The 12,993-nt window shown below is 30.2% G+C and carries 13 protein-coding genes and 2 pseudogenes; 11 read left to right on the top strand and 4 right to left on the bottom strand.

What is annotated here, in order from left to right; translation table 11 throughout:
• Nucleotides 1-664: 664 nt before the first annotated feature.
• The 4 genes and pseudogenes from ABWP20_RS13860 to ABWP20_RS13875 all read left to right on the top strand — a co-directional run bounded on the left by ABWP20_RS13860 (nucleotide 665) and on the right by ABWP20_RS13875 (nucleotide 3,611).
• A complete protein-coding gene (locus ABWP20_RS13860) occupies nucleotides 665-799 on the top strand; it encodes a hypothetical protein (RefSeq protein ID WP_353096560.1) in 135 nt (44 codons plus the stop codon).
• A 58-nt stretch (nucleotides 800-857) separates the two neighbouring features.
• A pseudogene (locus tag ABWP20_RS13865) lies at nucleotides 858-1,583 on the top strand (IS4 family transposase); the annotation flags it as partial.
• A gap of 329 nt (nucleotides 1,584-1,912) precedes the next feature.
• Nucleotides 1,913-2,245: a hypothetical protein gene (locus ABWP20_RS13870; protein ID WP_353096562.1), complete on the top strand. Its 333-nt coding sequence runs from the start codon at nucleotides 1,913-1,915 to the stop codon at nucleotides 2,243-2,245.
• 598 nt (nucleotides 2,246-2,843) lie between these two features.
• Nucleotides 2,844-3,611 carry a hypothetical protein gene (locus tag ABWP20_RS13875; protein ID WP_353096564.1) on the top strand — a complete coding sequence of 256 codons (768 nt, stop codon included), beginning with the start codon at nucleotides 2,844-2,846 and terminating at the stop codon, nucleotides 3,609-3,611.
• Between the two features lie 112 nt (nucleotides 3,612-3,723).
• Here ABWP20_RS13875 and ABWP20_RS13880 read toward each other — a convergent pair whose 3' ends face one another.
• On the bottom strand, nucleotides 3,724-4,008 hold the full coding sequence (locus ABWP20_RS13880; RefSeq protein ID WP_353096565.1) for a transglycosylase domain-containing protein: 285 nt from the start codon (nucleotides 4,006-4,008) through the stop codon (nucleotides 3,724-3,726).
• A gap of 106 nt (nucleotides 4,009-4,114) precedes the next feature.
• On the opposite strand from ABWP20_RS13880, the pseudogene ABWP20_RS13885 reads away from it, so the two are divergent.
• Together ABWP20_RS13885 and ABWP20_RS13890 are read left to right on the top strand one after the other, a co-directional pair.
• Nucleotides 4,115-4,623, top strand: a pseudogene (locus ABWP20_RS13885) (IS982 family transposase); the annotation flags it as partial.
• Nucleotides 4,624-4,781: 158 nt separating this feature from the next.
• Nucleotides 4,782-5,258: a superoxide dismutase family protein gene (locus tag ABWP20_RS13890; protein ID WP_353096567.1), complete on the top strand. Its 477-nt coding sequence runs from the start codon at nucleotides 4,782-4,784 to the stop codon at nucleotides 5,256-5,258.
• Between the two features lie 74 nt (nucleotides 5,259-5,332).
• Here the strand turns inward: ABWP20_RS13890 and ABWP20_RS13895 are convergent, their stop codons facing one another.
• Nucleotides 5,333-6,064, bottom strand: a complete 732-nt coding sequence (locus ABWP20_RS13895; RefSeq protein ID WP_353096569.1) for a LysM peptidoglycan-binding domain-containing protein — start codon at nucleotides 6,062-6,064, stop codon at nucleotides 5,333-5,335.
• 199 nt (nucleotides 6,065-6,263) lie between these two features.
• Here ABWP20_RS13895 and ABWP20_RS13900 point away from each other — a divergent pair, with 199 nt between their 5' ends.
• Entirely contained in the window at nucleotides 6,264-7,088 is an 825-nt protein-coding gene (locus tag ABWP20_RS13900) for a metallophosphoesterase (protein WP_353096571.1), read from the top strand.
• Nucleotides 7,089-7,095: 7 nt separating this feature from the next.
• Entirely contained in the window at nucleotides 7,096-8,169 is a 1,074-nt protein-coding gene (locus ABWP20_RS13905) for a DNA polymerase IV (protein ID WP_353096573.1), read from the top strand.
• Nucleotides 8,170-8,242: 73 nt separating this feature from the next.
• Here ABWP20_RS13905 and ftsH read toward each other — a convergent pair whose 3' ends face one another.
• Nucleotides 8,243-10,102, bottom strand: a complete 1,860-nt coding sequence (gene ftsH / locus ABWP20_RS13910) for an ATP-dependent zinc metalloprotease FtsH (protein WP_353096574.1) — start codon at nucleotides 10,100-10,102, stop codon at nucleotides 8,243-8,245.
• Between the two features lie 30 nt (nucleotides 10,103-10,132).
• A complete protein-coding gene (locus ABWP20_RS13915) occupies nucleotides 10,133-10,576 on the bottom strand; it encodes a MarR family winged helix-turn-helix transcriptional regulator (RefSeq protein WP_353096576.1) in 444 nt (147 codons plus the stop codon).
• 428 nt (nucleotides 10,577-11,004) lie between these two features.
• On the opposite strand from ABWP20_RS13915, the gene ABWP20_RS13920 reads away from it, so the two are divergent.
• Genes ABWP20_RS13920 through ABWP20_RS13930 form a run of 3 tightly spaced genes read left to right on the top strand, consistent with a single transcriptional unit; the run spans nucleotide 11,005 to nucleotide 12,831 of the window.
• Nucleotides 11,005-11,493, top strand: coding sequence for an RNA polymerase sigma factor (locus ABWP20_RS13920; RefSeq protein WP_353096577.1), 489 nt, complete (start codon nucleotides 11,005-11,007; stop codon nucleotides 11,491-11,493).
• A complete protein-coding gene (locus ABWP20_RS13925) occupies nucleotides 11,490-12,023 on the top strand; it encodes a zf-HC2 domain-containing protein (protein ID WP_353096578.1) in 534 nt (177 codons plus the stop codon). The genes ABWP20_RS13920 and ABWP20_RS13925 overlap by 4 nt, the downstream gene beginning before the upstream one ends.
• Nucleotide 12,024: 1 nt before the next feature.
• A complete protein-coding gene (locus tag ABWP20_RS13930) occupies nucleotides 12,025-12,831 on the top strand; it encodes a YfjL-like protein (protein ID WP_353096579.1) in 807 nt (268 codons plus the stop codon).
• Nucleotides 12,832-12,993: the final 162 nt, after the last annotated feature.

Here is a 12,993-nt window from a genome sequence, read left to right on the forward strand (position 1 = left end):
AAAAATATTTGAGTGATAGCAAAAAATCACTGTGTAAGATACAGTGATTTCAAGCATTATGAATTATGATTAACGCTAATTTAATAATGAGAGGAGGTGAATACTTGAGAAAAAAATTATTAAAACGATTTTCATATTTATATACTGGTGAGCTAATGTCAGTAGTAGGGTTTATTACTTTGATTTTTTCAAATGGTATCAATCAGTATCTTTACATAGTTTAGGCATTGCTGGCTTTATTTATATATTTGCAGTACTTGAATATATTAACTATTTTCATCTTCAACTTTCGTATGATAATCTTTCTGATATTAAGTATTTATTAAGAGCAAAAAGATTAAAAAAATCATGTCTAAGCAGAGATTTTGACAGTATGGTTTAAATCTTTGTCAATGAGATTTATAAATATAATCCATAGTTTTACATAAGACTAATAATTTACATTTTATTTATCTAACAAATAAGAAATAATCTAAATAATATATATAAAAATTTAGTAATGAAAACTACAAATGCATTAGAATATCAATATCCTAATGCATTTATTTTTTATTCAAATTTTAAATTTAATATAGAAATGCAAAGAGGTGAAGTCTTCGGTCAACTTATGATCGATAGGCTTCGCCTTTTTTTATTTCAAAATAAAGAGAAGGGAATGAGAACAATGTCAAAATTATTTATGTATGGGACATACTTGGAAGGGATAGAACAGCTGATGATTATGGTGCCTAATTTTCAACCAAGGAGAAGCGGTATAGTCATTAATAATTATTTTAACTGGGAAGGAGGTTTATTATAGTATGGTAAATATAGCCAAGAGGGAATTAGGAGTTAAGTAATTAAATGAAAATTTTAAAGATATCAAAGCATTCGACTCAACGGTTATTACAATAGCCTCTTCCTTAGCATCTGAATTGTACTTTGAAAATAAGTCATCTGGAATAAAGATTAGTACTTTACTAAACCTATCTCAAAAGGTAAATATAGTACCTGCAAAAATTAATGATAGAAAATGTATTAATAGGTTTTTTGATAATAAGGAAGCACTATACCTCTTTGATAGAGGTTACTGTGATTATACATGGTATGATAATTTAACTAATAACGGTTATAAATTTATTATAAGGCAAAATTCTAATGCTGTAATTGAAGAGATTAAGCCAATCTATGTTGCAAATGACTTAGTATTTGATACTAAAATTACTATGGGTAGTGACTATAGTAAAAATAAAACACATAACACATACAGGGAAATTCTAACCTTTGATGAGAACGGTGAAGAAATAAGATTTCTCACAAATGTATTTGATATACCAGCCGAAGAAATCATGGAATTATACAGATTAAGATGGAAAATAGAATCATTCTTTAAATGGATCAAGCAAAACTTAAAAATAAAGAGAGGGTTAGGATATAATGCAAATGCTATTAAAATACAGATATATTCAGCATTAATATCTTATATAATATTAGCCTTATTAAAGATAAAATTGAAGGTTAAGGTATCTATGCTTTCAATAAGTAGGATAATAGAATTAAATTTATTAGAAGAGGCATCTGTTCTTGATTTATTAAGTGGATAAAATTTATACAAAAAAATACTTCTTTTTAGCCTTAGTCTCTTATACTTTGACGATGGTAAATATATGATATTTAGTATAATATGACCAAAATGGATGCTCTATTCGGAGCATCCATCATTGTCAAGTTTTAAATTTTACATAAATGCAACACTATTACCCCTAGGGGTCTTTATTATTATGCTAGAGAATTATATTATAATGAAAAATATAATGATGCAATAGAATACTTTAATAAGTTTTTAGATACGGAAAAGGGTTGGATAGAAGATAATATAAGTGCTTGTCATATTCTCTCAAGTTGTTATGATAATATAAACGATAAAAGAAATATGTTAAAGGCTTTACTAAGGAGTTTTGAATATGATATTCCAAGAGCTGAAATCTGCTGTCAGATTGGAGATTATTATTTTAGCAAAGGAGATTATAAAAGATCAATATTTTGGTATAAATTAATTTTTAATTTAGAAAAGCCAGTTGATGGATGGGGATTTGTACAGCATGATTACTGGGGATACATTCCATGTATGAAACTATGTCTATGTTATGATAGGATTGGAAATATAGAAGAGGCAATAAAATATAATGATAAAGCAGCAGAATACAAACCTAATGATTTAGCTGTAGAACATAATAAGAATTATTTTGAAAATATAAGAAAATAAATATAGACTTATATAAATGGATATTTAATTTGAAGTAGCGGGAGCCATTATGCCTTTTACTTCAGGAGCTTTTTCTGCCGTTGCGACAGTTTTAGGCGGATTAGCAGGGACTCATCAGCAATTAGCTTTGGAAATAATCAACCAGTAGCAGTTACTGGAGGACCAGACATTACAACTGTAATCATTGGGAGTGTTAGTGCAGGCGTTAATATTGTATAATAATTTGTAAGGCTAAATATATACGGGTAACATACCCGTATATATTTTTATTTATTTTGATGAACATCGGATAAACATAGTAATATCATGTATTGTAGGACATATATTGTAAGCCAGTATGTAGTAGCTGGAACATTGAATTTTATTTCTTTCTACTATAAAGTAAAGTATTCAATATAGTATGGCCTGTATAAAAATCTCACACCCTTTATACTATTTTTCATATTATATTGTAGGATAAAATATTTAATGAACTGCTACTAAAGTAAAGTACTGAATATAAATTTTATTTTTACTAAATTATATACGCTTTATATTGCATTTCATGTAAAGTGTAGAGAAAATCATTGTATTTGTAAATATAGAAAGGAGATTTAATATGTCATATATGTCTTATAATAATTGGTATGGATCAAGATGTAACCCTTGCAGGAAGGATCATGATTGCTGTAGAAAGTGCTGCAAATTTGACTGCGAATGCGTTCTAAGGTGTCCAACCGGTCCAACTGGTCCAACAGGTCCAACAGGAGCAACAGGAATAGGAATAACAGGGGCAACCGGAGCAACAGGGGCAGCAGGAATAGGAATAACAGGAGCAACCGGAGTAACAGGCCCCACAGGTCCGACAGGAGCCACAGGCCCAACTGGAGGCCTAGCACAAGCATACGGTGGGTTATATGACACGATAGCACAAACCTTTCAACTGATAAGTGGTAGTGCACCAACTTTGATCCCAGTAGCGAAGCAAATGGATTCCGATAACATAATACTGAATCCAGGAAGCATCACTATTGAAGTGCCAGGAACTTACTATATCTCATATACCCTTGCATGTATTGGTAATGCCACTAACCCTAGTGCTATAAGTGGACCTTTTGCTGGAGCTGTTTTGTTAAACGGAGCAATAAATCCCTTGTTAACCATAGCATCTTCTCAAGTTTCGGCTACTGTTATCAGCACTATATCTATCTCTGCTCCTGCCGTTAGCAATATAACATCAAGTGCGATTATTACACTAAGTGCCGGTGATATTCTTCAGTTGGCGATGTTCGCAAACACTATTAGCAATGCTCAAGTTACTTTTACCAGTACAGATGCTTCAAATGCATTTCTATCCGTGTTTTTATTAGATCCTCCAGGCGTCTAAACTTAGATACAGTCTCCTAGCATAAATTTCTTCGAGACATAATGGAAATAAGATGTTAGATGCGGAAGACCCATTAGATATTTTTTCAAATACTTGAATTCAAAGTGGCAGATCATGTTTTCCAAAAATGATTGTCCCAACCGGACCCACCGGCGCTGACGGAGCCGCTGGCGCGACTGGTCCCACTGGTGCAACCAGAGCCACTGGTCGCCGCCCGTGCCGTCGAAATAAAATCCACATCGCAATGCTCCTTGAACCGCTTGTCTTCTTGACAAAAATAAAGATTCTTGAGGTTTAAGCTGATCTCCTCAATTGGGACGTATTCGAAACGTCCTGCGTTAATGATGCCGATCGTATTTCCGTCTATATCATAAATATAAGTGTCCTGTCCTCGCATAAAATCACTTTCTTTTATGGAGGCAATCTTATATATGCGGTTTCCCTGCACTCAATATAGACCGGGTATAGCTTCATAAAGATGATGGCGCCGCCTATTAATGTGCAAAGTTGATGCAGCTTATGATACTGTGCTTCTAAAAAAGAAATCTATTATGGCTTCAAGCTACATGTTCTTACTACAGTAGATGGTTATGTTACAGATTTCGTCCTTACTCCAGCTAATATTGATGATAGAGAAGCTGTATGGGAGTTAGTTGAAAGTTATAAAGATATAACTATCCTAGGTGATAGAGGGTATATCAATAAGTATTTATCTCCAGATTTAAAGACTGAAAAAGGAATTCAGCTGATATTTATGAAAAGAGATAATGCTAAAAACCCTCATCCAAAATGGCTTCGTCAACATATTTTCAAACTCAGAAGACGAATTGAAACCACTTTTTCACAATTATCTGGGCAACTAAATATCAATAAGGTTCTAACCAAATCTTTACTGGGTCTTATTTCAAGACTTAGAACAAAGATTTTAGCCCATAATATTTGTTACAGCATCAATCAAATGTTAGGAAATAACGTAAATCTAGAACACATTAAAGAACTCATATTTGGATAATATTTCCAAATTGCTTTCTTAAGAGGTATCTTTTTTTCAAAAAAATAATTGGTAAATTTATCTAATCTCAAATTTACTAGCACAACAGGTTAATTTAAATATCAAATTACACCTATTATAAACTCCATTCATATTATATATTGGAAGGGAGGGATAGTATGTGTGGTAAAAATAGAACCAAGGCATATGCAAGAATAAGGGGTGGGGATTTATATCCAGATTTACATGGTGTAGTGTTTTTCGATGATGTAAAAGGTGGTACAGAAGTAAGTGTAGAAGTATGGGGATTGCCTCCATATAAGCCGGCAGAGGATAATAAGCAGCCTATAGGACCTTTTGGATTCCATATACATGAGAATGGATTATGTCAAATTACTGATCCAAATAATCCATTTGAATCTGCAGGAGGACATTATAATCCTACAAATCAACCTCATGGAAACCATGCTGGAGATTTTCCAGTATTATTTTCAAATAATGGCTATGCAAGGATGAGTTTTTTCACAGATAAATTTAAACCAGAAGATGTTATAAATAGATCCGTAATAATTCATCAGAATCCAGATGATTATAGGACACAGCCAGCTGGAAACTCAGGGGAAAGAATAGCCTGTGGTGTAATTTATCTATCTTGATGAGAATGTATAATAAAAAGTCAAAAGTCCAGATTATTGGACTTTTGACTTTTTTGTTATATTATTTAATAACATTATAAGCAAACAGTGAAGCATCTTCTAGGGATACATATTACCTGGCCAATTTGAAGTCTATTGGGATCAATTCCAGGATTAGCATTTATAATAGCTTGCACAGTTACATTGAATCTTTGAGCAATTGTAAATAAAGTATCTCCAGCAACTATTGTATATAGAGTGCCATTAGGGCATGAAGGTATAGGTGGAGTTACTCTAGGAATACATATTACCTGGCCAATTTGAAGTCTATTGGGGTCAATTCCAGGATTAGCATTTATAATAGCTTGCACAGTTACGTTGAATCTTTGAGCAATTGTAAATAAAGTGTCTCCTGCAACTATTGTATACAAAAATCCATTAGGACATGAAGGTGTAGGTGGAGTTACTCTAGGAATACATATTACCTGACCGATTTGCAATCTATTCGGATCAATTCCAGGATTAGCATTTATAATAGCTTGCACAGTTACATTGAATCTTTGAGCAATTGTAAATAAAGTATCTCCTGCAACTACTGTATACAAAAATCCATTAGGGCATGAAGGTATAGGAGGAGTTGCTCCTGGAATACATATTACTTGGCCAATTTGAAGTCTATTTGGGTCAATTCCAGGGTTAACATTTATAATAGCTTGCACAGTTACATTGAATCTTTGAGCAAGTCCAAATAAGGTATCGCCTGCTACTATTGTATATTGAAAACTTCCAGTAGGACATGTTTGTTTTATTCCATAGTCATAATTCATAAAAATCACACTTCCTTTCTAAATATAGTCACTATATATTATGCGGTACAAGGGTCAAATGCTAAAAGTATTGTAAAAATTAATTAAATAACTTTTAAATTTAATGATTATATTAATTAAATTATTTAATCGCTTCTCAACTATATGTTTATGATATAATCAATTGTATATAGATTATTTTAATAATAGGAGGCTAAAATTGAAATTATTGAAAATTTTATTTATTATTATAGCTGCTATAATACTTGGATATTTTTATAATTTTAATCAAATAAGTATATTTAGAATAAGAGATATAAAAATAAGTTCTAAAAAAATAAAGAATAGTTTAAAAATAACTCAGATATCTGATTTTCATTCCAACCATTTGATTGATTTAGGGGAGATGCTGGATAGTATAAGAAAGTTTAATCCAGACTTTATAGTGTTAACTGGTGATATTATAGATCATAATGATAAGGATTTAGATACTGTGATTAAGTTATTTAAAACTTTATCACAATTAAATAAAGATATTTATTTTGTACAAGGAAATCATGAAGCTAGACAGAAATTATATGAAGACTTAAAGAATGAAATGAAAAAATTAAAAATAAATATTTTAGAAAACAGTTCTACTACAATTATAGTAAAGGATCAGAAAATAAATCTTATGGGTCTTAAATTTTATCCCAAATCTAGAGAAGATGAAGAAATTGCATATTATAGAGAAGCTACTCAGAGTTTAGACTTTGATTGTTATAATATATTATTAAGGCATTCTCCTAATAATATAGAAGATATTTTAAATGGAGAAGAAGACTTGATATTATCAGGACATACCCATGGCGGACAAATCAGATTTCCATTTGTAGGGGCAATAGTAGCTCCTGGACAAGAACTTTTTCCAAAGTATGATAAAGGAATTTATAAAATAAAGGATACAAATCTTTATATTGATAGTGGTTTAGGAAATAGCGTTAAGCCAATAAGGGCATTTAATCCTGTTCAATTTTCAAATATTACAATTGAGGTGAAGAAGTGATAAAACCATGAATTTAGAAGACTCAAAGAATAAAACAAAATTGAACATTATTCATGTGGATATGGACGCCTTTTATGCATCAGTAGAAGAACAAGATAATCCTAAACTTAAAGGATTACCTCTTATAGTCGGAGGTTTAAGTAATCATGGTATAGTGACTACTGCCAACTATGAAGCTAGAAAGTATGGAATTCATTCTGCAATGCCTATATTTATGGCTAAGAAAAGATGTCCCAAAGGACATTTTATCCCTCCGAGGATGAAAAGGTATAGGGAAGTTTCTAAAGAAGTATTTAGTATATTATATGATTTCACAGATTTAATTGAGCAGGTATCCATAGATGAGGCTTATTTAGATATTTCTAAGATAAATATGGAACCTATGGAAATAGTTCTGAAGATGAAGGAAAAGGTAATGTTAACTACAGGATTAACCATGTCTATAGGGATATCATATAATAAATTTTTAGCCAAGCTTGCATCTGATTGGAATAAACCCAATGGTATAAAGATAATAACTGAAGATATGGTACCTGATATACTGCTGCCTTTACATGTAAGAAAAGTACATGGTATAGGTCCAAAGTCTGCTAAAAAACTAAATGACATAGGAATTTATACAATTGAAGATTTATTAGAACTTTCAGAGGATTTTCTTATAGAACTTTTTGGAAAAGCTGGAATGGAGATATATAGTAGAATTCGAGGTATAGATTATAGGAAGATTGATACTACACGTGAGAGAAAGTCTTTAGGTGTAGAACGGACCTTTGAAGAATCTACAGATGATAGAGAAACACTTACAAAGTATATAGAAAAATTTTCAGAAGAACTATCATATGATTTGAAGAAAAAGGAGATACAAGGTCGAACAATTATTTTAAAAATTAAAGATGAAAATTTCACAGTACAAACTAGAAGTAAGACTTTAAATGAATATATTAACGATTACTCTCAGATATTTAATATAGCTATGGAACTTTTAGATGAAATTGAAATAGATTGCAAAATTAGATTAATAGGGATAACCTCATCAAATCTTATGACTTCAGAATTAGAGCAGCTTTCCTTATTTGACTAAATTCGATTAGTATTATTTACATATATTAAAAAGGATACAACTATGCAGATAATTGCATAATTGTATCCTAATTTTAACTTAATGATTGATTATCATATTGCTTTGGAGGCGCATTTAATATTTTCATAAATTCTTCTCCAGTAATAGTCTCACGTTCTAATAAATATTCTGAGAGTTCATGAAGCTTACCAATATTTTCAGTAAGAATATCTTTTGCTTTTTTATGTGCATCTTTGATTACTTGCAGAACTTTTTCATCTATTCTAGATGACATTTCAGGTGAGCAAGCTAGAGAAGCATCTCCACCTAAGTATTGATTGGATACTGTTTCTAATGCCATCATATCGAAGGTATCACTCATTCCATAGCGAGTTACCATAGCTCTTGCTATTTTAGTAGCTTGTTCTATATCATTAGATGCACCAGTAGTGATCGAATCAAAAATAATTTCTTCAGCAGCACGACCTCCTGTCAAAGTAACTATTTTATTAAAGATTTCTTCCTTAGACATTAAAAAACGTTCTCCTTCTTCTACTTGCATAGTATATCCTAATGCGCCTGAGGTCCTTGGAATAATGGTAATTTTATGAACAGGAGCAGAATTTTTTTGTTTTGCTGCAACTAAAGCATGTCCTATTTCATGATAAGAAATAATTAGTTTTTCTTTAGTAGATATTACAGCACCTTTTCTTTGATATCCTGCTATAACTGTTTCGACTGACTCTTCTAAATCAGATTGATTTACCTTAGTACGCTTACATTTCACTGCACGTAATGCTGCTTCATTTACGATATTAGCAAGTTCTGCACCTGACGCACCAGAAGTAGCTCTAGCAATGGCATTATAGTCAATATTTTTTTCTACTTTAATCTTTCTAGAGTGAACCTTAAGAATATCTTCACGACCTCTTAAATCAGGGAGCTCCACTGGAACACGTCTATCAAATCTTCCTGGGCGTAGAAGTGCTTTATCTAATGTTTCTGGTCTATTGGTTGCTGCAAGGATTACGACACCTTTACTACCATCAAATCCATCCATTTCAGTAAGTAATTGATTAAGTGTTTGTTCACGTTCATCATTACCGCCCATACCAGAATTATCACGCTTTTTACCAATAGCATCAATTTCATCAATAAATACTATACAAGGAGCTTTTTCTTGTGCTTGTTTAAATAAATCACGTACACGTGCAGCACCCATACCTACAAACATTTCAACAAACTCAGAGCCAGATATGGAGAAAAAAGGAACCTTAGCCTCTCCGGCAACTGCTTGAGCTAATAAGGTTTTACCAGTTCCAGGAGGTCCTACAAGTAAAGCACCTTTTGGAAGTTGTGCACCGATTTCCTTATATTTTTCAGGGTTGTGTAAGAAATCTACAATTTCAGTAAGTGCCTCTTTTGCTTCATTTTGCCCAGCAACATCAGCAAAGGTTTTTCCTGTTTGAGCTTTTACATATACCTTAGCATTACTCTTACCAAAGGTCATGGAATTACCACCAAATTTACCTTGTAAATTACGGGAAAATAGCTGACCTATTCCAATAATAAAAAGTGTAGGAACAATCCAAGTTAATAAGACATTGGTAAGAGGTGATCTTTCTCTTGGAATTATCTCTGAAAATTGAATTTCTTTATGTTTATAAAGATCATACAAACGATTTACTAAATCAGGATCATCCATTCTACCAGTTATAAATATACTATCTTTTCCTTTATCATCTGGTGCAATAAAGGCGATTTGATTTTCTTGAACTTCAACTTCTTTAATATTTCCAGATTCTATTTGTTCTAAAAACTTTCCATAATCAACTTTAGTTATTTCTTTTTTTAACAATGCTGGAAATACAAATGTATTTAAAATCATTAGTATTAATGTTCCAATAGCATAATAGTAAATCAAAGGTTTTTTAGGATTTTTTTTCGCATTCATAAACATTCCTCCATGTTTAATTATAGATTTTTACAATTGATTCATTTTTATCAACAATTCTTTTAATCTTTGTAAACCAAGGATTATATCTAAGAGTTCATCAGAGTTTTCAATTGAAAATACTGGAGAATACTTTTCTTTTAGAATATTATCAATTTCATTAATAGTTATTAAACCTTTATTAGTAAGTTCTAATTTAACTATTCGTTCATCTGATTTATCTCTATTTCTTTTTAGGAATCCCTTTTTCTCTAATTGTTTACATATAAATGAAGCGTTACCATTTTGTATACTCATAATCTTTGCTAAACTACCAATATTATGATCCTTTTTATCTCTTACCTCTCTTAAAATCTGAGCTTGTATTATTGTTAGATCATAACTACTAATTATAGGGAGAAAGGTAGTATTTATATTCACAGATATATCTCTCATTAAGTCCATCATTTGATTTTTAAATTCTATGGTATCCATCTCTATTCCCCTTTTACATATAATATAAGAAATATATTTAACATATTATATATTTATCATATATAATATTCCACATATAAAGAATTGTCAATATAAATTATATTGATATATATTCCCTTATAATATATATTTGAAACTATAAAATTAAGACTTTTATTTTTATAGAATGTTAATTTATTCTATAATATACGTAATATTTTTATAAGAAATGGAATAAAAGCATGAAAAGAATGAAATTTACTAAGTTAAAATATTTAACATCAGAAATTCATTAGAACTGGATAAAATGGCTAATATTAGATGTAGCTGTTCGCCTATAATGGTTAATTTTACCTCATATGGAATAAAAGGATATAGAATAATTTTTAAAATATTATTTGTAACATTTTCACAATAATTGTGACTAATTATATGAAAGGAGGATTTTAATGAGGGAAATAGAAAAATTATATAGACTTTATAAAGATGATATTTATAGATATTTAATTTCTTTAACTCATAATCCTGACCTTTCGGAAGATTTGCTTTCTGAGACATTTGTAAATGCAATTAAGTCTATTAGAAATTTTAAAGGTAAATCTTCAGTGAAAACATGGTTGTTTTCCATAGCGAGAAATTTATGGCTGCAGAGTATTAGAAAAGAAAAGCGAACAGTTAAATATGATGATCTTTTGGAATTATATGTAGCTGATACTATAGAGGAAAGATTTATTACAGAGGAAACAGCTAATAGAATAAGAAATCTATTATTAGAAAAAGATGAACGAACACAAAGAATAGTAAATATGAGATTAGAGGGTTATAGTTTTATAGAAATCGCAGAGGAAGTAAATATATCGGAGAATTCAGCAAGAGTTATTGATTTTAGAACTAAAAAATGGATTAAATCTATTTTAGAAGAGGAGGGAATAGATTGAAAAATATTTCTTGTAATGTGATACTAGATTTAATTCCCCTTGTAAAAGATGGAGTAGCAAGTGAGGATAGTGAAAAAATAGTGAACGAACATATTAAATCCTGCAATAGTTGCAAAGAGGAATTTGAAGCTTTTGAAGATATTTGTTCAGAACAAAAATCAATAGATGATAACAAGATAATTTACAATATCAAAAAAAATATTTTCATAACACAAATTTTTATTCTTATAATTGGAACTATTACAGGAATAGCATTAACCAATTCTATGGCCATGTTTTATAATTTTATTATAATGCCTTTAATAGGAGGGGTATCTTTTATAATCTTAAAAAGAAAATGGTATCTAACTCCAATGTTCGTATTTATTTTAAGTTATCTATGGCAGACAATAGCATGGACAATAGAAAGTGGATTTGACTGGACAACTTTATATGGTAGTTTATTTTATAGTATTATATACACAAGTTTAATAGCATTAGGCGTAATTATTACAATGCTTTTAAAATTTGCATTTGGGAAAGGTGAATGATATGGAGAATACAAAAAATAAGATAATGAAAATATTTGCAGGATTATTAGCTATATTTTTAATTGGAGGAATACTATTTATTACTAATGCTTTTGTAGGTAATCCTATATCTGCAAAAATTGCGAGAAAAACTATAAATCAATATGTAAAGGATAATTATTCTTTTCTTGATCTTCAAGTAGAGAAGCCATTTTATAATTTCAAGTTTGGTGAATATGTATCAAGAGTTAAATCAAGAACAAGCATGGATACTGAATTTAATATATATTATCGAAATGGCAAAGTCCAATATGATGATTATGAAAGTTCTGTTTTAGAAATGTTTAATACAATTCAAAGACTTTCAGATGAATATACAGATGTTGCAAAGAGAATCATTGCTAAAGAACTTGGATATGAAAAAAATAATACTAGGGTAATGTATGCTAGAAATGTTTATGAAAATGGTAATGATGCTTTAAAACTTGATATGAAATTTGATAAATCATTGCCTATAGATGCAGAGGTTAACATTGGTATTGATGTAAAAGATACAGACTTAGAAGATATAGCCAGGATTTTAATTGATGCACATAAGGCCTTTATAAAGAATAGCTGTTATTTTAAAAAATATGGATTGTTTATTGAAAATGATAAAGTCTTAGTAATGGTTAATAGAGTTAAGCCAGAAGATATTGAAAGTGGTGATTTGGTAAATTTGCTTCAAAAGGCAAAAGACTATGAAGAGGATACTGTAGGTGAAAAAGAAGAGGATTATGAAGAGAGAATGAGTGTTTATATTAGAGATAAAGATTCTGAAAACAACTAATGAGCAAATAGTGTGCTCATTAGTTGTTTTAAATTAAATATTATTAGACAATATACTATTTTTAAGTTTCTTTTTTATTTATCATAGGGTATCATAATAATTGTTAGTAATAGTATTTGAGATAATAATGTTTTTATAATTCTAATTTGTATTATATTGATA

It is taken from the genome of Tissierella praeacuta (assembly GCF_040396155.1).
GTDB classification, from domain to species: Bacteria; Bacillota; Clostridia; order Tissierellales; family Tissierellaceae; genus Tissierella; species Tissierella praeacuta_A.